Source organism: Bradyrhizobium sp. USDA 4452 (assembly GCF_054063575.1).
Genome location: NZ_JBSSGK010000001.1, coordinates 2,934,729 through 2,954,288, shown reverse-complemented (window position 1 = coordinate 2,954,288; position 19,560 = coordinate 2,934,729). Strand labels below are relative to the sequence as shown.

Genomic DNA, 19,560 nt, shown 5'->3' with positions numbered 1-19,560 from the left:
AACAGCTGTCATGCCCGGACTTGATCCGGGCATCCATCTTTCTTCAAGGGATGGATTGCCGGGTCAGGCCCGGCAATGACGATCGGGAGCTAAGCCGCCTGCTTCTTCTTCCGCATCAGATCGGCGAAGCGCTGGAACAGATAGTGCGAGTCGCGCGGGCCGGGCGAGGCCTCCGGATGGTACTGCACCGAGAACACCGGCTTGCCCTCGAGCGCGATGCCGCAATTGGAGCCGTCGAACAGCGAGATATGGGTCTGGGTCGCACCTTTGGGCAGCGTGGCCTGGTCGACCGCGAAGCCGTGGTTCATCGAGGTGATCTCGACCTTGCCGGTGGTCTCGTCCTTGACCGGGTGGTTGGCGCCGTGATGGCCCTGATGCATCTTCATGGTCCTGGCGCCGACGGCGAGGCCGAGCATCTGGTGGCCGAGGCAGATGCCGAAGGTCGGCGTCCCCGACGCGATCACCTTCTGGATCACGGGCACGGCATATTTGCCGGTCGCGGCGGGATCGCCGGGGCCGTTCGACAGGAACACGCCGTCCGGCTTCATCGCCAGGATGTCTTCGGCGGCGGTCGTTGCCGGCACCACGGTCACCTTGGCGCCGACGCCGGCAAGCAGGCGCAGGATGTTGCGCTTGATGCCGTAGTCGATCGCGACCACGTTGAATTCCGGCGCGCTCTGCTGGCCAAAGCCCTTGCCCCAAACCCAGGGCGTCTCATCCCAGGTGAAGCGCTGGCCGGAGGTGACCATCGGCACCAGGTCCATGCCCTCGAGGCCGGGCCATTCGCGGGCCTCTTCCTTCAATCCGTGCAGGTCGAACTCGCTGGTCTTCGAATGCGCGATCACGGCATTGGGCATGCCCTTGGAGCGGATCAGCGAGGTCAGCGCGCGGGTGTCGATGCCGGAGAGGCCGATGATGCCGCGCGCCTTCAACCACTGGTCGAGGTGGCGAGTGGCGCGGTAATTCGAGGGATCCGTGATCGCCGAGCGCAGGATCACGCCGCGCGCGCCCGGCGTCGCGGCCATGTTCACCGTCTCGATGTCTTCCTCGTTGGTACCGACATTGCCGATATGCGGGAAGGTGAAGGTGATGATCTGGCCGGCGTAGGACGGATCGGTGAGGATCTCCTCATAGCCGGTCATCGCGGTGTTGAAGCAGACCTCGCCGACGGCGTGGCCTTCCGCACCGAGACCGAAGCCTTCCAGCACGGTACCATCGGCGAGCACAAGGAGCGCGGTCGGTTTGTGGTCCGGCCAGGCGGGAGCGTTTTCAGGGGTTGTCATGAGCCCTTTAAATAGTCGCCGCACCCTGCGGCGTCAAAGCGAAAGGGCATGGATTCACACGGCAATGCCCGCCGATTTGACAGGCCGGAACGGCCTTTTAATCTAAAGTTCCTTGAAGCGGCCGTTTGCTTGCCGAAAATGACCCGGTCCGGAGCTCCCGCATGGACAACACGATGCCGATCCTGCTCGTCCCGGGCGTCATCTGCTCACCGCGGATCTTTGCCCCGGTCATCCCGGCGCTGTGGCGGTTTGGGCCGGTCACGGTCGCCAACCATGTCAGGGACGACAATATGGGGGCGATCGCCCGCCGGATCCTCGCCGAGGCGCCGCCGCGTTTTGCGCTCGCCGGGCACTCGATGGGCGGCTACATCGCCTTCGAGATCATGCGGCAGGCGCCCGAGAGGGTCGCGAAACTGGCGCTGATGAGCACCCAGGCGAGGCCTGATACGCCGGAAGCAACCGCACGCCGCCGCGGCATGATCGAGCGTGCCAAAACCGGCGAGTATCGGAGCGTGGTCGACGAGCTGTTTCCGGGCTTCGTGCATCCGTCGCGGCAGGGCGATGCAGGCCTGCGTCAGGTCGTCTATGACATGAGCCAGGACGTCGGCGCCGAGGCCTTCATCCGCCAGCAGAACGCTGTGCTCAGCCGGCCGGATTCGCGGCCGAGCATGGCCTGGATCAAATGCCCGACCCTGGTGCTGACGTCGGATACCGACAACACCGTGCCGAACGCGTTGTCGGACGAGATGGCCAATGGCATTCCCGGAGCCAAGCTCGTGGTGATCCCCGATTGCGGTCACCTGCCGCAACTGGAGCAGCCGCGGGCCTGCGCCGACGCGCTGGTTGAGTGGTTGAGGAACTAGGTTGTCCCGCCGCCGCAAACTGCCTACATGAGAGGATTGCCAGTTTAAGGACACCAGGATGCTGCGCGACGATATCAATACCGCGGTCAAGGAAGCGATGAAGGCGAAGGACGAGCGAAAGCTCTCCACGCTGCGCATGGTCAATTCGACCATCAAGAACGCCGACATCGACGCGCGCGGGCAGGGCAAGCCGCCACTCTCCGATGCCGATCTGCTCGGCCTACTGCAGAAGATGATCAAGCAGCGCCAGGAATCGGTCGAGCTCTACGACAAGGGTGGCCGCGCCGAGCTCGCCGCCCAGGAGCGCGAGGAGATCGCCGTGATCTCCGCCTATCTGCCGAAGCAGATGTCCGACGACGACGTGAAGGCCGCGATCGCGGCCGTCATCGCCGAGATGGGTGCGGCCGGCATCAAGGACATGGGCAAGGTGATCGGTGCTTTGAAGGCGAAATACGCCGGCCAGATGGATTTCGGCAAGGCCAGCGGCCTGGTGAAGGCGGCGCTGTCGTCCTGATTTCGTAGCCCGGATGAAGCGAAGCGCAATTCCGGTCAATCTATCCGTTCGGTGAGAACCCCGGATTACGCTTCGCTGCATCCGGGCTACGCATGACCTGCCCTGTGCGGGCCGGATGGCGGAGGCCTCCGATGTTTCGTGTCGCGGCGGACAGTCTGGAAGCTTACCTCGCCTTCGATCCCGGCCGGACCGCGGATCTCGAACAAGTCCATGCGGTGATGCGAAAGGCCGCGCCTTCGCTCAAACGGCATTTTCATGCCGGCACGCCGGCCGGCGAAGCCGGCATGCGCATGAACATGATCGGCTACGGTCGGTTTTGCTACGCGATCAAGTCCGGCAAGACGGCGGTCTGGCCGGTGATCGGGGTCGCGCTGCAGAAGAACTACATCAGCATCTATGTCGCGGTCACCCGTAACGGGAAGCCGCTGGTGTCCTGCTACGCCGGCCGGCTCGGCGAATTGCGGGCCGGCAGCAACAATTTCAGCTTCGAGGCGTTTGCTGATCTGAAGGCGGCTGCCGTTGCGGCGCTGTTCGCCGAGGCCGCCGAGATCTTCAAGGCGGACAAGGAGAACCCGGTCCGCTACATGCAGGGAAGCTGAGATCGGCTGCCGAAAACGGGCCTGGCCTCGCGAAAGCGTCGCCTTCGGGGCGAAGTTCTGGATAAACTGGAGACAGGCCATGGCCGATCAGCAAGCTCCTTCCGGTCCGGATCTGACACAAGGCGTGTCACTTTCCGACTTCGTGGGCGCGATGTTGCTCGGCCATGTCGGCGACGAGGCCGTGCTGCTGGTGCGCTCGGGAGCGGACATCTTCGCCATCGATGCGCATTGCAGCCATTATCACGGCCCGCTCGCCGACGGCCTGGTGGAGGGCGAGACCGTCCATTGCCCCTGGCATCACGCCTGCTTTGATATTCGCACCGGTGAAGCGACCGAAGCGCCCGCTTTCAACGCGCTCGCCGTCTGGAAGGTCGAGCGCGACGGCGACCGCATCGTCGTGCGCGAGAAGCGCGAGCAGCCGAAATCTCGGATCAAGGGCCCGGTCGATGCGCCCGGCAGGATCGTGATCGTCGGCGGCGGCGCGGCGGGGTTTGCCGCCGCCGAGATGCTGCGACGGCAGGATTATCGCGGCAGCATCGTCATGCTGAGCGGCGAGACCGCGCCGCCGGTGGATCGGCCAAACCTGTCGAAGGATTTCCTCGCCGGCAGCGCGCCTGAAGACTGGCTCCCGCTCAAGCCGGACAATTTCTATGTTGATGCGGCGATCGATCTCAGACTGGGGAGCGAGGTCAAGTCGATCGACACCGGAGGCCGCAATGTCGTGCTCGCCGGCGGCGAAGCACTTCCCTATGACCGGCTGTTGCTGGCGACCGGTGCGGAGCCGGTACGGTTGCCGATCCCGGGCGCGGACCAGCCCCACGTTCACGTGTTGCGCACGCTGGACGACTGCCGGGCGATCATTGCCTCGGCCGCTGGAGCGCGCCGCGCGGTCGTGATCGGTGCGAGCTTCATCGGGCTCGAGGTTGCGGCCTCGTTGCGCGCGAGGGAGATCGAGGTTCACGTGGTCGGGCTGGAGCAGCGGCCGCTGGAGCGCGTGCTCGGACCTGAGATGGGCGATTTCGTCCGCGCGCTGCACGAAGAGCATGGTGTCGTCTTCCACCTCGGCGACACGGTGACCGCGATCGAGGGCAAGCGCGCGCACCTGAAGAGCGGGCCCGTGCTCGATGCCGATCTTGTCGTGGTCGGCGTCGGCGTGAAGCCGCGGCTGGCGCTAGCGGAAGCCGCCGGGCTCGCCATCGATCGCGGCGTTACAGTGGACGCATATCTGGAGACCAGTGTCTCCGGCATCTACGCGGCCGGCGACATCGCCCGCTGGCCCGATCCGCACAGCGGCGAGAACATCCGGGTCGAGCACTGGGTGGTGGCCGAGCGCCAGGGCCAGACCGCGGCGCGGAATATGCTCGGGCAGCGCGAGGTCTTCAACGCGGTGCCGTTCTTCTGGAGCCAGCACTACGACGTGCCGATCAACTATGTCGGCCACGCCGAACGGTGGGACGAGATCGCGGTGGAGGGCAGCCTTGCGGGTAAGGATTGCGTGCTTCGCTACAAGCGCGGCGGCCGCGTACTGGCGGTCGCGTCGATCTATCGCGACCTCGACAGCCTCCAGGCGGAGGTCGCAATGCAGCAGCAGCGGGCGACAGCCTGACCGCTTTCCCCTCATGCAGGGGTTTGTGGTCTGGCTGCAATGCTCTAATCTGCAGCTATGCTTCAGGAAGCCAGAACCTACGACGAGCTCTATCGCAACTTCCGCTGGGACATTCCCGCGCGGTTCAACGTGGCGACCGCCTGCTGCGACCGCCATGCCGATGGCACCGGCCGGCTCGCGCTCCTCTATGTCGATGAGGACGGCGGCACCACGCGCACCTCGTTCGACGCGGTTGCGGACGCCTCGCGCCGCTTTGCCAATGTCTTGACCGCCGATGGCCTGGTGCGCGGCGACCGCGTCGCGGTCTTCCTGTCGCAATCGCTCGAACTGCCGGTCGCGCACCTCGCGGCATTCCGCGCGGGCATGATCTCGATCCCGCTGTTCGCGCTGTTCGGCGAGGATGCGCTCGAATTCCGCCTGTCGAACTCGGCGGCCAAAGCCGTCGTTACCGATGCGGCCGGCTGGGAGAAGATCGCAAAAATCCGCGACCGCCTGCCCGAGCTGAAGAGCGTCTACCTCGTCGGCGACAAGACGCCGGCGGCGACAAAGCCGTTCTGGAGCGCAATCAAGTCGGCGTCGCCGGAATTCGCCACCGTCGACACCTCGGCCGACGATCCTGCGCTGATCATCTACACCTCGGGCACCACCGGCAATCCGAAGGGCGCATTGCATGCGCATCGCGTCGTGCTCGGCCACCTGCCCAATGTCGAGATGTGCCACAACTTCCTGCCCAGGCCCGGTGATCTGATGTGGACGCCGGCCGACTGGGCCTGGATCGGCGGCCTGATCAATGGCCTGCTCGCGTTCTGGTACCACGGCATCCCGATGGTCGGCCATCGCGCCCGCAAGTTCGAGCCGCAGGCGGCGATGCAGATGATGGCCGAGCTCGGCATCCGCAACGTGTTCCTGCCGCCGACCGCGCTGAAGCTGATGCGGCAGGCCGATGTGAAGAATTCCGGCGTCAGGCTGCGCAGCATCTTCACCGGCGGCGAGTCGCTTGGCGGCGAATTGCTCGGCTGGGTGCGCGATACTTTCGGGATCGACGCCCATGAGGTGTTCGGGCAGACCGAGTGCAATCTCGTGATCGGCAGCAATTCCAACCTGTTTCCGATTCGGCCGGGCTCGATGGGCCGCGCCACGCCGGGCTTCGACGTCCGCATCGTCAACGACAAGGGCGAGGAATTGCCGCGCGGCGAGCGCGGCATCGTCGGCGTGCGCCAGCCGTGCCCCTGCACCATGCTCGAGTACTGGCGCAACCCGGAGGCGACCGCCAAGAAATATGCCGGCGAATTCCTGCTGACCGGCGATCTCGGCGTGCAGGATGAGGACGGCTATTTCTGGTACGTCAGCCGCGAGGATGACGTCATCACCACGGCCGGCTATCGCGTCGGCCCGTCCGAGATCGAGCACACGCTGATGAAACATCCGGCGGTCGCGATGTCGGCGGTGGTCGGCATCCCCGATCCGATCCGCACCGAATCGATCAAGGCCTGGATCGTGCTGCGTCCGGGCTTCGCGCCGAACGATGCGTTGGCCCGCGAGATCCAGGAGTTCGTCAAGATCCAGCTCGCCGCCCACGAATATCCGCGCTTCGTGCAGTTTGCCGACAGCCTGCCGATGACCGCGACGGGCAAGGTGCTGCGGCGCGAGCTAAGGGCGCTGGGCTAGGGCTACGCCGCCGGTATTGATCCGCATCAATGCGGCTCGCGCAATCGCTTGCATCGATGCGCGTTCAATCATTCGCGGCAGGGCTGATGTCGGTCTCTGGCAAGTTCGATCTAGTGGTGCGCAGGATCCGCGTGGCTGACATCGCGGAGGCGCTGGGGCAGGGGCTGCGCGATTTCCAGGCGGTGCCGCTCTATGGATTGATGTTCGGCGCGATCTACATGCTCGGCGGCAACGCCATCCTGCTTTGCCTGACCGCGCTCGGCATGGTCTATCTGGCCTATCCGCTCGCGGCGGGGTTTGCCTTGATCGGCCCGTTCGTTGCGATCGGTCTCTACGAGATCAGCAGGCGCCGCGAAGCGGGCGAACCGATCTCGCTCGGCGCGATCTGGTCGAAGCTGCGCTCGCGGGGCGAAATCGGCTGGATGGCGTTCGTCACGTTGTTCGTGTTCGTGATCTGGATGTACCAGGTGCGGCTGCTGCTCGCGCTCCTGCTCGGGCTCAACGTGTCCTTTTCCAGCCTTCGTGAGTTCATCACTGTGGTGCTGACCACCGATGAGGGCCTGCTGTTCCTCGCCATCGGCAATGCCGACGGGGCGGCGTTGTCTCTGATCCTGTTCTCGCTGACGGTGATATCGTTCCCGCTGCTGCTGGATCGCGAGGTCGATTTCGTCACCGCGATGATAACGAGCGTGCGTGCAGTCGTCACGAGCCCGCTGCCCATGATCGGGTGGGCGGCGGTGATCGTCGTGCTGCTAATCGTTTCGGCGATCCCGTACTTCCTGGGGTTGCTCGTGACGATTCCGGTGCTCGGCCACACTACCTGGCATCTCTACCGCCGCGTCGTGGTCCCGGTCGGCTCTTTTGCCGACCCGATCCTGCGCCGGGAGTAAGTCACGTCGGCATCGGAATTCCCAATTCCTTCAGCGCGGCCATCATGCGCGCCGGCGGCTGCATCGGGATCACCATGGCCCTGCCGGTCTCCATGAGGCTCTTCAGGCTGGAGAGGATCGCCGGCCAGCCGGTGCGGCCGCCGGACAGGATGTCGTCGCTGATCGGGCGGTCATGCGATTGCAGCAAAGTCAGCTTTACGCCGTCGCCGGCTTGTTCGATCTCCCAGGTGACGAGCGTCGGCCCGAGCTTCTCGACGAGCTGCGGCCAGTTGACGTTGAAGGTAACCGTCAGCCGCCTCAGGGGATCGCACTCGATCACCTCGCCGGAGATATGCATCGCGCCGTCGGGCGTGCGCACGATGTAGGCGCCACCGACCCGAAGATCGACCTCGACCGCGTTGCCGGAAAAATACTGCCGGCTGAGTTCGGCGGTCGTCAGTGCCTGCCACACCTTCTCCGGGGTGGCGGCGATGTAGATCGCATAGACGATGGCCGGCTTGAATTTATCGACGTTCATGTCCGCACGTATCCTTCGATAGATTTTCATTGTCATTCGAAGCCTTCGATCCCGAGCGCGACAGGCGGGATCGTGACCGCCTTGCCGGTCTCGAGCAGGCTCTTGAGGCTGGACAGGATCGCGGGCCAGCCCTTGGAAATGCCGTCGAGCAGCTTGCTGCCGACGCCGAAGCCCTCATGGGTCACGGTCAGCTTCACGATCCGGCCGAACGGCTCAAGCGTGAATACGACTTTCGTTGCCGGCTCCTTGCGCATTCCGGGATCGGCTTCGTGCTTGAACGTAGAGGCGGCGCGGGCGGTCGATCTCGAGTATCTCGCCGGTGTCGGTGACCTTGCCGTTCGTCACCAGCGCGAGCGGCGCACCGATCTTCCAGTTCGACCTCACCTCGGTATCGAACCAGTACTGCTGCGTGAATGCGCTGGATGTCAGTGCATCCCACAGCTTCTCTGGCGTAGTCTCGATGTAGGTGACATAGGCGAATTCGGGCTTAGGCATGGTAGGCCTCCCTCGCGCCGCTCGTGAGCAGGTCGGCCGGCAATTCGCGTCCGGTCTCCAGGAAGCTCTTCAGGCTTGCAATCACCATCGGCCAGCCGCCGGAGATGTCGCGCAGCGTTTTCGGACCGAGGTTGTCGTGCGTCACGGTCAGCTTGACGACCCCGCCGTGCGGTTCGATGTCGAAGGTCACGCGCGAGACCTGTTCGCGCGCATGACCTTCCTTCACCACGTCCCAGCTGTAGGCGAGTTTGCTCGGTGGATCGGCGATCAGCACTTCGCCCTGCACGGCGCGGCTGCTGTCCTTGGACAGGTGGTAGGGCGAGCCGACCTTCCAGTCCGAGCTGATCCGATAGCCGAACCAGAACCGTTCGGTGAAGTCGCTCGATGTCAGCGCGTGCCACAGCTTGTCGGCCGTGGTCTCGATATAGGTGACGTAGACATAGTCCGGCTTACTCATCACGCTTCTCCAATTGTCTTTTCAATTCGCTGAGCGCGGCGAGCTTGCCGCGCTCGAACTTCCTGATCCAGCGCTCGCCGATCTGATGGATCGGAACCGGGTTGAGGTAATGCAGTTTCTCGCGACCATGCTTGATCGTGGTGACGAGGTTGGCCTCCTCGAGAATCCCAAGGTGCTTGGTGACGGCCTGACGCGTCATGTCGAGACCGTCGCAGAGCTCACCGAGCGTCTGCCCGTTTTGATCGTGAAGCCGGTCAAGCAGCGTCCGCCGTGAGGCATCCGCGAGGGCTTTGAAGACTTCATCCATGGGTCGGATAATAGGCAACCAAATGGTTGCATGTCAAGAGCGTGTGTTTGGGCGCCGGTATCGCCGTGCTAGCGTTCCGCGCAGCCAACGCAGATTGGCCTGGGAATTCGGGGTGGTGCGCATGGGTGGTCGCGTTACGGCAGTTTGCTGCGTGTTCTTTTTCGTCCTGCTCGCGAATGCTGCGGGCGCCCGGCAGCAGAAGATCGGCGACCCGCCTGAAGCCTCCAACATGCGGCTGGTTGGAACCAGCGACCTGCAGGCGCGCAGCGCCTATCAGCCGACCATCCATCACCAGGGCGACAGATGGATCGCCTATATCGGCCATCACGGCGGCACCGACGACAATCCCGATCCGGTCAATCCGATGACCGGCAAGCCTGAACCAAACGGCACCTCGATCGTCGACGTCACCGATCCCGCGCATCCGAAATATCTGCGGCACATTCCAGGCCAGGAAGGCAAATACGAATCCGGCGGCGCGCAGATGGTGCGGATCTGCGACGGCAAGGATCTGCCGAAGGGCGATCGCAACGCGGTCTACATGCTGCGCACCTTCGGCAGCGAGGCGCATGATATCTGGAACGTCGCCGATCCCGCCAATCCCGTGTTGATCACCCGGATCGGCGGGTTGAAGGACACGCATAAGAACTTTTGGGAATGCGACACCGGCATCGCCTATCTTGTGTCGGGGGCGCCGGACTGGCGCACGCGGCGCATGACGCAAATCTATGATCTCTCCGATCCTGCGCAGCCAAGGAAGATCAGGGATTTCGGCCTGCCCGGGCAGGAGCCGGGCGCGACCGGCGCGGTGCCGACCGAGCTGCACGGGCCGATCCCGACCGGGCCGCAGGGCAACCGCGTCTATTTCGGCTACGGCACTAACAAGGGCGGCTTCCTGCAGATCGTCGATCGCGACAAGCTTTTGAATGGGCCCAAGGAGCCGACACCGGACAATCTGAAATTCCCGGAGATCGCGCGGATGCCGCTGTCAGCGATGAACGGCGCGCACACGGTGTTTCCGATGCCCGGCATGCCAATCGCCGAATTCGCCCATGACAAGGACGGCAAGACGCGCGACATCGTGATGATCGTCGACGAGGCGATCCAGAACGAGTGCGGCGAGGCGCGGCAGATGGTATGGTTCGCCGACGTCACCACCGAGGCACGGCCGATGCTGATCTCTAGCTACACCGTGCCCGAGGCCTCCGGCGCCTTCTGCGAGCGCGGCGGCCGCTTCGGTTCACATTCGTCGAACGAGAGCATGGCGCCGGTCTACTACAAGAAGCTGGCGTTCATCGCTTTCTTCAATGCCGGCGTCCGCGCGCTCGATATCCGCGATCCCTATCATCCCAGGGAAGTCGGGTACTTCATTCCCTCCATCACCGCGGCGACCGACAAGCGCTGCGTCACGATCGGCGACAAGGAGCGCTGCAAGGTCGCGATCCAGACCAACAATGTGGAGACCGACGAGCGCGGTTTTATTTACGCGGTCGACCGCGCCAACACCGGCCTGCATATTCTCGAACTGACCGGCGCGGCGCGGGCCGTCGCCGGGCTGCCGTGAGCGGGCGATGATGCGCTCGTGGCAGCTTATGGTTGCGACGTTCCTGGCGCTCGGCGGCCTGTCGGCCGTGGCCGGCTACGAGATGGCGCCGCCGCGCCTCCCGCAATGGCGCGAGATCGCCTGGCCGTTCCCGCGCGACGGCTGGCCCGCCGGTCGTGCCTTCCGCTGCGGTGTGGCCGAGTGCGGCACTGAGGTCGAGGTTTACTTCCGGCCGAAGCTCGGCTTCTGCAACTGCGAGAGCGGCGTCGCCGATGACGACGAGGTCGACCGCGTGTCCGACGTCGACATGATCAGCCCGCGCTTTGTGCCGCTGAAGGCGCGTGATGTCCTGCGGGTGGCAGACATGCCGGGACGGGTGAGGGCTTATGATGTCGACGGCAATCGAGCTGCGATCGGTATTGCTGAGTCGCATCGCTGCGACCTCATGGCCGTGGCGGCGCAGGGCAGCGGCGATGCCGCACAGGTGCAACGGGCGACGTTGAAGTTTCTGGAGTCACGAGAGATCAGAACATGGATGATCGCGGCCATGGAGGGGCGCTGAGGGGGCCTTCTCTCGCATGCGAAATGGTGTCGTCACCCGCGCAAGCGAAAGCGGGTCACCCAGGTATGACGGGGATCAGCAGGAACTGCTTCCTCTCCGCCCGTCCCACGTGCATAATTCAGCCTCATCTTCAGTGAGATCTCCATGTCCCTGCAAGCCTATTTCGCCTTCGTCGCCGCCTGCATCGCGCTGGCGCTGCTGCCCGGTCCGATCGTCACGATGGTGATCGCCAACGGGCTGCGCTACGGCACGCGCGCCGCGCTCACCAACGTGCTGGGCGCGCAGGTCGGGCTCGCGATCGTGATCGGCATCGTCGCGGTTGGGTTGACCTCGCTGATGGCGACGATGGGCTACTGGTTCAACTGGGTGCGCTTTGCCGGCGCCGCCTATCTGGTCTGGCTCGGCATCAAGCTGATCCGTTCGCCGGTCGAGGGCGTCGGCACCGACGACCGGCCGCCGCCGCCGCGCGGCGGGTTCTTCCTGCAGGGCTTTCTGGTGCTGCTGTCGAATCCGAAGGTGCTGGTGTTCTTCGGCGCCTTCATCCCGCAGTTCATGGACATGGACAAGCCGCATTTGCCGCAGGTGGCGCTGCTCGGCGTCACCTTCATGGCAACCGCGGTGCTGACCGACGCCGCCTACGCGCTGGCGGCCGGCCGCGCCCGCAAATTCTTTTCCAAGGAGCGGACGCGGCTGATGTCGCGCATCTCAGGCGGCTTCATGATCGGCGGCGGCATCTGGCTGGCGCTGACCCGGGCACGCTAAGCTGCAGGTTACGCAGCAATCCGCTCGACAAGGTCGCGCACCAGCCCCCTCAGCAGGTCGAGCTTGTATCCGGTCATCGTCAGTGGCTTGGCCCCCGATGTTGCGAGCTCGGCGGCTTGCGCGATGGTCGCCGCGTCGGCCGGCTTTCCCTGCAGCGCGGCAGCGCTCGCGGCAAGCCGCAGCGGGACCGGGGCGATGCCGCCGGCGGTGATATGGACCTCACGGAAGACTCCGCCCTCTATCACCGCCCGCACGCAAATCTCGACCAGCGGCCATTCGGCATGCGTCCGGCTGATCGCGCGTTTGTAGAGCGCGCGTTCGCTGGCCAGCAGGGCAGGGAGCTCGATCCGTTCGATCCGTTCGCCCGGTGCGAGCAGATTGTCGGCGGTGCCGTTGCTGCCGTCGCCGAGCACCTCGGCGATCGACAGCCCGCTGCGCCGGTCGGTGACGATCTTCGCATCATAGGCCAAGAGCGCCATCGCCATGGTCGACGGATGCGGCGCCACGCAAGGGCCGAGATCGAACGCGACGTGATAGAGATGATTGCCTGATCGTGCCGGACAGTCGGAGCCGCCCTTCTTGAGACAGCCGATCTGCGGATTGCGGAAATACCAGCAGCGCGAGCGCTGCGCGAGGTTGCCGCCGAGCGTCGCCATGTGCCGGATCTGCGGCGTGGCAAGACCCTGCGCGGCGGCAGTGATGCCGGGATAGGCTTGCGCCAGCCGCGCGTCGGACGCGATCGCCGCGATTGCGGTCAGGGCGCCGATCCGCGCCGCGCCGTCCGCATTCCACGCAATCCCGATCGTATCGGGACTGGCGGTGAGATCGATGACCGATCCGCACGACAGGCCGCTGCGGCGGCGCTCCGACAGGTCGGTGCCGGCGGCACGGAATTCAGGCGCGGTGATGACGTCTGCGGTTGCGACGCTCATGCGGCATCCCTCCCTTTCAGCGCGGCGACGATGCGGTCGGGGCGGATCGGAATTTCGGTGAGGCGGACACCGATTGCGTCGTGGATCGCGTTGGCGACCGCGGCCGAGGTCGGCACCGTCGAGGCCTCGCCGATGCCGACGCTGTTGCCGAGCACATGATCGAACCCGGCTTCGTCGAAATGCACATCGATCTCGGGCGTGTCGGCGATGCCGGGGATGCGATAATCCTCCATTCCCGCGGTCAGGACGTCGCCGCTGTTAGGATCGAGCTCGCGCGCCTCATAGAGCGCGTAGCCGAGGCCCTGGATCACCGCGCCGCAGGCCTGGCTGTGCGCCAGCGCGGGAGCCGCGATCTTGCCGACCGCAATCCCGGTATGCACGTTGAGCACGCGGACATGGCCGAGCCAGGTGTCGACCTCGACCTCTATCACCTGCACCGAGCTCGGCACGCCGGCGCCGACCGCGATGTTCGAGAAGCGGCGCATCATCCAGCCGAACACCATGCCCATCAGGCCGACTTCGCGCAGCGGCGAGCGGATGCCGGGCGCGGTGTTCTTGCCGTCCTCGCCGCGCGTCTCCACGACCGCGATGTCGGGCGAGCGTGCGATCAGCTCGCGCCACGGTGCGTTCGAGCCGGGCGCGGGCTTTCGTGCGGCCTGTTCGAGGATCGCAGCCTTCAGCTTCCGCACCGCCAGCAAGGTCGGCGGCATCACCGAGGCGGTGACGCGGCTGCCGCCGGAACCAGGCCCTTCGGGCAGCGATGAATCGCCGATCCGCACGTCGATGTCGGCAGGCTCGAGATCGAACTCGCGTGCGATGGTGTCAGCAAGCACGCTGCGGGTGCCGGTGCCGATGTCCTGCGTCGCGGTGCTGGCGACGATGCGTCCGCTCTTGACCGCGACCTCGACCTTCACATTGGGCTGCCAGAGATAGAGCCAGTAGCCGGTCGCCACACCGATGCCGCGGCGATAGCGCCCGCTCTGCTGCGGTTTGCGATTGCGCCAGAGCTCAAGCCCGGATGCCCAGTCGTAGAGCCGCTGACGGTTGGGATCGGGATCCCAGCGCTTGCGCAGGGCGATCGGATCGACCTTGAGCCGCAGCGCGGCCTCGTCGATCGCCTGCTCCACCGCAAATGCCATCGGCGGACCGCCGGGGCCGCGGAAGGCGGCGCCGGGCGGCAGATTGCTGATGACGTCGAAATCCGACAGGTCCTTCGCCTCGGCCGGATAGATCAGCCGCGCCAGGCCCGCGATCGTCGAGTTGGTCGCAGCGCCCGTGTCGGCATGCGCGGTGACCGAGAGCGCTTTCAGCTTGCCATCATCAGAAGGGAGCAGCGCGACCTTCAGTTCGGCGGCCGGCCGATAGCCGGCGACCGAGAGCTCCTCCTGCCGATCGTAGGCGACCCGCACCGGCGCCTTGGCCTCGCGCGCCAGCTCGATCGCGGCGATGGTCTCGGTGCCGAGGCTTGCCTTCGATCCGAAGCCGCCGCCGACGTGATCGGCGATCACGCGGACCTTGTCGTGGTCGAGCTTGTAGCGCTTGGCGATCTGCTCCTTGAGATGAAACACCTGCTGCGTCGAGGCGTGCAGGGTCAGCCGGTCGCCGTCGAAGCGCGCCACCGCGGCGTGCGGCTCCAGACATGCATGCTGTTGCGTCGCGGTGCGGAAGGTGCCTTCGACGAGCAGCTTGTTGCCCGCCTGGCGCGCCTCCTCGACCCAGTTGCGGGCTTTCTTGGCGCGGGTCGAGAACACCGCGGTCGGCCCGCGGATGTTCTGCTTCCATGGTGCCGGTCCGCCGGCCGCCTCGGAGACGTTGCCGGCCCGCTTGCGGTTCGCTCTGTCGAACACGACAGGCGCGCCATCCTTGCGTCCGGCGTCGAGACCTACCACCGCGGGCAGCTTTTCGCTGGTCAACTTGATCGCCGCGAGCGCGGCCAGTGCGGTCTTGCGGTCCTTGGCCGCGACCGCCGCGATCGGCTCACCGACATAGCGCACGATCTTGTCGTCGCCGAGCAGCGACACCGCCGTGACGCCGGCGAGCGCGCGCGCTGGCGCGAGATCGAGCGCGGTGATGCGCGCATGCGCCACGCGCGAGCGCAGGATCAGGCCTTCAAGCTGGCCGTCATGCTTGATGTCGACGGTGTATTTCGCAGCTCCCGTCACCTTGTCGCGCGCCTCGATGCGGGGCGCTGCGACATTGTCGCCGTCGAAACGGCCGGCGCAGGCGTCCGCCACCGCGCGGAATATCCCGTCATAGGCGCCGCAGCGGCAGAGATGGCCCGACAGCGCCGCGCCGATCTCCTCGCGCGAGGGCGCGGCCGTTCCCCTGGTCGCGCGCCATTGATCGCAGAACGCGACAGATTCCACGATGAATCCTGGCGTGCAGAAGCCGCATTGCAGCGCGTCATGCGCCATGAACGCCTTCTGCACCGGATGCAGCCTCGTGGCGCCGATGCCTTCCACCGTCGTCACCGCCTTGCCGGCGGCAGCCCGCGCCGGCATCAAGCAGCTTGTGACCGGCGCGCCGTCGACCAGCACGGTGCAGGCGCCGCACACGCCGGCGCCGCACACCAGCTTGGTGCCAGTGAGCCCGAGCTGGTCGCGCACGATGTCGATCAGGAGCGCGTCGGGATCGTCGGGCAGGGGTTCGGCGCGGCCGTTGACGGTCGTCGTGGTCATGACTGTCCTCCAGTTGTCCTGCGTGTCGACTTGTTGCGGATTGCCGCCTTCCTGGCGGGCGGCTGTCGCGAGTTCGGCAACGATCTGGGCACAGCGCCGGCGCAGAGCGTCCGCACCATGGTCGCCATGTCCTTCAGGAACGCATCGGCCGGCTGCATCGCCGGATATTGCGACTTCGCGGCGTACATCGACATTTCGACCAGCCGCGCGAATTCCTCCGGCGACAGCCTCTGCGGCAGCACAAGCTGCTGCTTGCGCACGATACGCGCGATGGTGGCGGCCACGCGCTCCGTATGGCGCGCGGCATAGGTCTGGTAGAGGTCGCGCGCGTGCACGAGGTGCTCGGAATACAATTCCTCGATATGCGGCGAGCTGTCCAGCGAGGCGATCATGGTCGATATCCGCGCGGTCATGCCCGCGGCGAGGATGTCGCCGAGATTGCCGCCCGCTGCCTCTGCCGCGGCGACGGCGCTGTCCTCGGCCGCGATGGCGCTCTCATGCACGCGCTTGATCACGGCGCGGAACAGCGCCTCCTTGGATTCGAAATGGTGGTAGAGCGCCTGCCGCGTCAGGCCTGCCGCTTCCGCGACCTGCTCGATCGAGGAGCGGCGAAAGCCGTGCCGGCGGAATACCAGCATGGTGGCATCGAGAATGCGGGTTTTCGGTCCCATTTGACGAATTTGACAAAGATAGGAGATTTGTCAAATCGCGATTTGGTGAGGCAGGGAGCTGTGTGCCCGCGCCTGTGTGTGAGCAGCGTCACGGGTGGGTGTGCCCGATCTCCGTAAAGCTTCGTCATGCAAGGGCGAGCCCGATCGCCCGGCGCTTGCGAGGATAGCGACATGACACAGGTCTATTTCCATTGCTCGAACACGCGCGGCGTGCTGATGGACCGCCGCGGCACCTCGGTGACGAGCCTCGCCGAGGCCTGCGAGGCGGCGACCTGCATGATGCGCTCGCTGGTCGCAACGGTCAGTCTGGAAGATTGGCGCGACTGGGCCGTGCATGTCAGCGACGAAGACGGCGAGGAGATCGTCATCCTGCCCTTCGCATTCGTTCTCGGCAAACCGCACTGAGAGTAAGCCATGCTGTCGCTGCAGTCCTTGCTGCCTCTTCGTTGCCTGAACGCGATCACGGCCGGCTGGCAGAATCTGATCGCGCGAATGCGCGATCCCTACCGGCCCGAGCTGCACTACATGCGCGGGCCGGGCCCCAAATGGCGCGCGAAGCATCCCGTCCACGCCGCGTCAGCCGGTTGAACCCCGTGATCCGATTTAGAACGATCCCAAGAGAACGATCCCAGGAAATCGCGCCGAAGGCCGGGACGCGGTGTCGCAGTTCCCGGACGCGCTCGTTGCGAGATCGCAACACGATCGCCGATAAGTCCAACACTGGATGGGTTCTAATCGCCGCGCAACGGCGCGCGTCCTTCGTCGTGCTAGTGACGGCACAACGGAGACTCTGGAATTCAGGTAGCGAAGTTGACTGCAACGACCAAATCCCTGCGGCGGTGGGGTGCCGTCCACAAATGGACCAGCCTGATCTGCACGTTGTTCATGCTGCTGCTCTGCATCACCGGCCTGCCGCTGATCTTTCACGATGAGATCGACGATCTCCTGCACAGTTCGGTCAAGCCGGCCGAGGCGCCCGCAGGCACACCGGCGGCCGATCTGGATCATCTGCTCACCAACGCGCTCGCCCAAGCGCCGGGCAAGGTACCGCATTTCCTGATCTGGGATCGCGACGAGCCCGGCGCGATCTGGGTCAGCGTTGGCCCGACGATCGACGCCGATCCGACCAACAACCTCCTGATCCGGATGGATACGCATACCGGCGCCTATCTCGATTCCCCTGACGTGACCGGACGCTTCACCTACATCATGCTGAAGCTGCATACCGACATGTTCGCGGGGCTGCCCGGCAAGCTGTTCCTCGGATTGATGGGGATCCTGTTCTGCGTCGTGATCATTTCCGGCATCGTCGTCTACGCGCCGTCGATGCGGAAGCTGCGCTTCGGCGCCTACCGCGCGCAGCGGACCCGCGTCGTGCGCTGGCTCGACGTGCACAATCTCGCCGGCATCCTGCTGGTGGCCTGGACGCTGGTGGTCGGCGTCACCGGGGTCATCAACACCTGGGCCGACCTCGTCCTCAAGATGTGGCAGTTCGGCCAGCTCGCCGAAATGACCGCGCAGTACAAGGACCGACAGGTGCCGTCGAAGCTGACCTCGCTGAACGGGGCGGTCGAGGTGGCGAGGCACGCGGTACCCGGAATGACCCCGAGCTTCGTCGCCTTCCCGGGAACCCTGTTCAGCAGCAAAAGCCATTACGCGGTGTTCCTGCACGGCGATACGCCGCTGACCTCGCGGCTGCTGAAGCCCGCGCTGATCGATGCGGAAACCGGCGATCTGACCGACAGCCGCGACATGCCCTGGTATGTGTCGACGCTGTACGTCTCGCAGCCGCTGCATTTCGGCGATTACGGCGGCATGCCGCTCAAGATCGTCTGGGCGCTGCTCGACATCCTCACCATCTTCATTCTGGCCACCGGCGTGTATCTGTGGATGCGCCGACGCAAGGCGGGCGTGAGCGTGGAGCGCGCCATCGCCAGCGCCGCCTCGATCGACAATCCCGCGCTCACGTCGTGACATCAGCATGGTCGCACATCGTTCATTGACCCAGATCTTCGCCGCCCCGCTCGTGATCGCAATCGTGAGCACGGTGGGATTGATCAGCGCGCTGGTCGGCGACGGCTGGTGGGATGCCGTCTCCTGGGTGTCGCTTGGCCTGCCGGTGCTGCTCTATCTGCTGTTCATCTGGCGGCGGCGGCCGAATTGATCAGGCTCGCTTGATCGCCGTTCCCTGATCGAACGGTTTGGCCGTCGACTTCGGTCCACCTCTCCCAAAGGAGAGGTAAGCCGTCGCTGCTGTTCCAATTGGACCGCCATGATGGGTTGGACGGCGCGCTCGATGCCCTAAAGCGCGATGTGATTAGGTTGAATCGTCATCGCGCTTTAGCTCTTTGACTGAGCATGATCTTTTCGGAAAACCGCTTCGCACCTTTCCGGAGCATGCTTTAGATCAGTGCGTCCTTACGCAGTGTCGTTTCGATCTCGCCGAGGATGCGCGCCAGCCGCTCGGCCCATGCGGTCTCTCCGGCCTGGTCGGAGATCAGGTCCTGGCGGATCTCGATGCCGGAATTGATCAGGCCGCGCTGTTCGCCATGCACGGGAATCGTGTAGTCGGTCTCGTCGCTGACCGCATAGGGCTCGTTGTCGCCGACCACGAGATCGGCCTCGCCGCGCAGATGCTTCAGCAGCAGCGGCGGCAGCGCCTCGTCGTGGTGGTAGAGCGTGCCGATGTGCCAAGGACGCGCGATGCCGGCATAAATCGGCGTGAAGCTGTGCAGCGACACCAGCACTGTCGGCATGCCCTGACGCGCGCGCTCGTCGATGACCGCGTCGATGCGCTGATGATAGGGATCGAAGATCTGCCTGCGGCGCAGCTCGGCAGCCTCGCGCGACAGGCCTTCATTGCCGGGAATGGTGGTGGCTTCGCTGATCAGCGGGACCGAGCTTGCGACATGCGGCGGACGATTGCAGTCGATCACGAGCCGCGAGTAGCGCTGCGCGATCAGGTGCGCGCCGAGCAGGTCGGAGAGCTGCGTCGCGACGCCGGCGATGCCGATGTCCCAGGCGATGTGCTGGACGAGCTCGCTTTCGGGCAGGCCGAGGTCTCCGAGCCGGGAGGGAATCAGCCTGCCGTAATGATCGCAAGTCAGTAGGAACGGCGAGCGGCCGTCAGGATTATGTTCAAGAACCGGTGAAACATCGGTGTTTGTCAGCAGAAAGAACGGGCCACCGGCGTGATTCACGGGCTTTTTCCTC

The 19,560-nt window shown here is 65.2% G+C and carries 21 protein-coding genes and 1 pseudogene; 13 read left to right on the top strand and 9 right to left on the bottom strand.

Going from position 1 to position 19,560, the window contains the following annotated elements; translation table 11 throughout:
- Nucleotides 1–89: 89 nt before the first annotated feature.
- A complete protein-coding gene (gene carA / locus ACVISU_RS14195) occupies nt 90–1,283 on the bottom strand; it encodes a glutamine-hydrolyzing carbamoyl-phosphate synthase small subunit (protein ID WP_456707350.1) in 1,194 nt (397 codons plus the stop codon).
- A 161-nt stretch (nt 1,284–1,444) separates the two neighbouring features.
- Here carA and ACVISU_RS14190 point away from each other — a divergent pair, with 161 nt between their 5' ends.
- The 6 genes from ACVISU_RS14190 to ACVISU_RS14165 all read left to right on the top strand — a co-directional run bounded on the left by ACVISU_RS14190 (nt 1,445) and on the right by ACVISU_RS14165 (nt 7,423).
- The gene (locus ACVISU_RS14190; RefSeq protein ID WP_456707349.1) at nt 1,445–2,146 is read left to right on the top strand and encodes an alpha/beta fold hydrolase; all 702 of its coding nucleotides are present in this window, start codon (nt 1,445–1,447) and stop codon (nt 2,144–2,146) included.
- 58 nt (nt 2,147–2,204) lie between these two features.
- A complete protein-coding gene (locus ACVISU_RS14185; RefSeq protein WP_050402709.1) occupies nt 2,205–2,660 on the top strand; it encodes a GatB/YqeY domain-containing protein in 456 nt (151 codons plus the stop codon).
- Between the two features lie 131 nt (nt 2,661–2,791).
- Complete coding sequence (locus ACVISU_RS14180; RefSeq protein WP_456707348.1) at nt 2,792–3,259, top strand: hypothetical protein; 468 nt, start codon at nt 2,792–2,794, stop codon at nt 3,257–3,259.
- A gap of 79 nt (nt 3,260–3,338) precedes the next feature.
- Nucleotides 3,339–4,865, top strand: a complete 1,527-nt coding sequence (locus ACVISU_RS14175; RefSeq protein ID WP_456707347.1) for an FAD-dependent oxidoreductase — start codon at nt 3,339–3,341, stop codon at nt 4,863–4,865.
- 57 nt (nt 4,866–4,922) lie between these two features.
- Nucleotides 4,923–6,533, top strand: coding sequence for an acyl-CoA synthetase (locus ACVISU_RS14170; protein WP_456707346.1), 1,611 nt, complete (start codon nt 4,923–4,925; stop codon nt 6,531–6,533).
- An 86-nt stretch (nt 6,534–6,619) separates the two neighbouring features.
- Nucleotides 6,620–7,423 carry a DUF2189 domain-containing protein gene (locus ACVISU_RS14165; RefSeq protein ID WP_456707345.1) on the top strand — a complete coding sequence of 268 codons (804 nt, stop codon included), beginning with the start codon at nt 6,620–6,622 and terminating at the stop codon, nt 7,421–7,423.
- A gap of 1 nt (nt 7,424) precedes the next feature.
- Here ACVISU_RS14165 and ACVISU_RS14160 read toward each other — a convergent pair whose 3' ends face one another.
- The 4 genes and pseudogenes from ACVISU_RS14160 to ACVISU_RS14145 all read right to left on the bottom strand — a co-directional run bounded on the left by ACVISU_RS14160 (nt 7,425) and on the right by ACVISU_RS14145 (nt 9,199).
- Nucleotides 7,425–7,940: an SRPBCC family protein gene (locus tag ACVISU_RS14160; RefSeq protein ID WP_456707344.1), complete on the bottom strand. Its 516-nt coding sequence runs from the start codon at nt 7,938–7,940 to the stop codon at nt 7,425–7,427.
- A gap of 32 nt (nt 7,941–7,972) precedes the next feature.
- Nucleotides 7,973–8,435, bottom strand: a pseudogene (locus ACVISU_RS14155) (SRPBCC family protein).
- Nucleotides 8,428–8,892, bottom strand: coding sequence for an SRPBCC family protein (locus ACVISU_RS14150; protein WP_050402703.1), 465 nt, complete (start codon nt 8,890–8,892; stop codon nt 8,428–8,430). The pseudogene ACVISU_RS14155 and the gene ACVISU_RS14150 overlap by 8 nt, the downstream one beginning before the upstream one ends.
- Nucleotides 8,885–9,199, bottom strand: a complete 315-nt coding sequence (locus tag ACVISU_RS14145) for an ArsR/SmtB family transcription factor (protein WP_024581051.1) — start codon at nt 9,197–9,199, stop codon at nt 8,885–8,887. Before ACVISU_RS14145 ends, ACVISU_RS14150 begins: the two co-directional genes overlap by 8 nt.
- Nucleotides 9,200–9,320: 121 nt before the next feature.
- Between ACVISU_RS14145 and ACVISU_RS14140 the strand changes: the two genes are divergently transcribed.
- From ACVISU_RS14140 to ACVISU_RS14130, 3 genes are all read left to right on the top strand, one after another.
- Complete coding sequence (locus tag ACVISU_RS14140) at nt 9,321–10,763, top strand: LVIVD repeat-containing protein (RefSeq protein ID WP_456707343.1); 1,443 nt, start codon at nt 9,321–9,323, stop codon at nt 10,761–10,763.
- 10 nt (nt 10,764–10,773) lie between these two features.
- Nucleotides 10,774–11,304 carry a hypothetical protein gene (locus ACVISU_RS14135; protein WP_456707342.1) on the top strand — a complete coding sequence of 177 codons (531 nt, stop codon included), beginning with the start codon at nt 10,774–10,776 and terminating at the stop codon, nt 11,302–11,304.
- 144 nt (nt 11,305–11,448) lie between these two features.
- Complete coding sequence (locus tag ACVISU_RS14130) at nt 11,449–12,066, top strand: LysE family translocator (RefSeq protein ID WP_050402699.1); 618 nt, start codon at nt 11,449–11,451, stop codon at nt 12,064–12,066.
- Nucleotides 12,067–12,074: 8 nt separating this feature from the next.
- On the opposite strand, the gene ACVISU_RS14125 is transcribed toward ACVISU_RS14130, so the two are convergent.
- From ACVISU_RS14125 to ACVISU_RS14115, 3 genes are read right to left on the bottom strand one after another with little or no spacing between them, the layout of a single operon-like run.
- Complete coding sequence (locus ACVISU_RS14125; protein WP_456707341.1) at nt 12,075–12,998, bottom strand: FAD binding domain-containing protein; 924 nt, start codon at nt 12,996–12,998, stop codon at nt 12,075–12,077.
- Nucleotides 12,995–15,676 (bottom strand): molybdopterin-dependent oxidoreductase, encoded by a 2,682-nt coding sequence (locus tag ACVISU_RS14120; protein ID WP_456707340.1) that lies wholly within the window; start codon nt 15,674–15,676, stop codon nt 12,995–12,997. The genes ACVISU_RS14125 and ACVISU_RS14120 overlap by 4 nt, the downstream gene beginning before the upstream one ends.
- A complete protein-coding gene (locus ACVISU_RS14115; RefSeq protein WP_456707339.1) occupies nt 15,673–16,347 on the bottom strand; it encodes a TetR/AcrR family transcriptional regulator in 675 nt (224 codons plus the stop codon). The genes ACVISU_RS14120 and ACVISU_RS14115 overlap by 4 nt, the downstream gene beginning before the upstream one ends.
- A 171-nt stretch (nt 16,348–16,518) precedes the next feature.
- On the opposite strand from ACVISU_RS14115, the gene ACVISU_RS14110 reads away from it, so the two are divergent.
- The 4 genes from ACVISU_RS14110 (at nt 16,519) to ACVISU_RS14095 (ending at nt 18,511) form a co-directional block, all read left to right on the top strand.
- Entirely contained in the window at nt 16,519–16,752 is a 234-nt protein-coding gene (locus ACVISU_RS14110) for a DUF6894 family protein (protein ID WP_050402695.1), read from the top strand.
- Between the two features lie 9 nt (nt 16,753–16,761).
- Complete coding sequence (locus tag ACVISU_RS14105) at nt 16,762–16,935, top strand: hypothetical protein (protein ID WP_172803527.1); 174 nt, start codon at nt 16,762–16,764, stop codon at nt 16,933–16,935.
- A 222-nt stretch (nt 16,936–17,157) separates the two neighbouring features.
- Nucleotides 17,158–18,321 carry a PepSY-associated TM helix domain-containing protein gene (locus ACVISU_RS14100; RefSeq protein ID WP_456707338.1) on the top strand — a complete coding sequence of 388 codons (1,164 nt, stop codon included), beginning with the start codon at nt 17,158–17,160 and terminating at the stop codon, nt 18,319–18,321.
- A gap of 7 nt (nt 18,322–18,328) precedes the next feature.
- The gene (locus ACVISU_RS14095; protein ID WP_456707337.1) at nt 18,329–18,511 is read left to right on the top strand and encodes a hypothetical protein; all 183 of its coding nucleotides are present in this window, start codon (nt 18,329–18,331) and stop codon (nt 18,509–18,511) included.
- A 238-nt stretch (nt 18,512–18,749) separates the two neighbouring features.
- On the opposite strand, the gene ACVISU_RS14090 is transcribed toward ACVISU_RS14095, so the two are convergent.
- The gene (locus ACVISU_RS14090; RefSeq protein WP_456707336.1) at nt 18,750–19,547 is read right to left on the bottom strand and encodes an N-formylglutamate amidohydrolase; all 798 of its coding nucleotides are present in this window, start codon (nt 19,545–19,547) and stop codon (nt 18,750–18,752) included.
- Nucleotides 19,548–19,560: the final 13 nt, after the last annotated feature.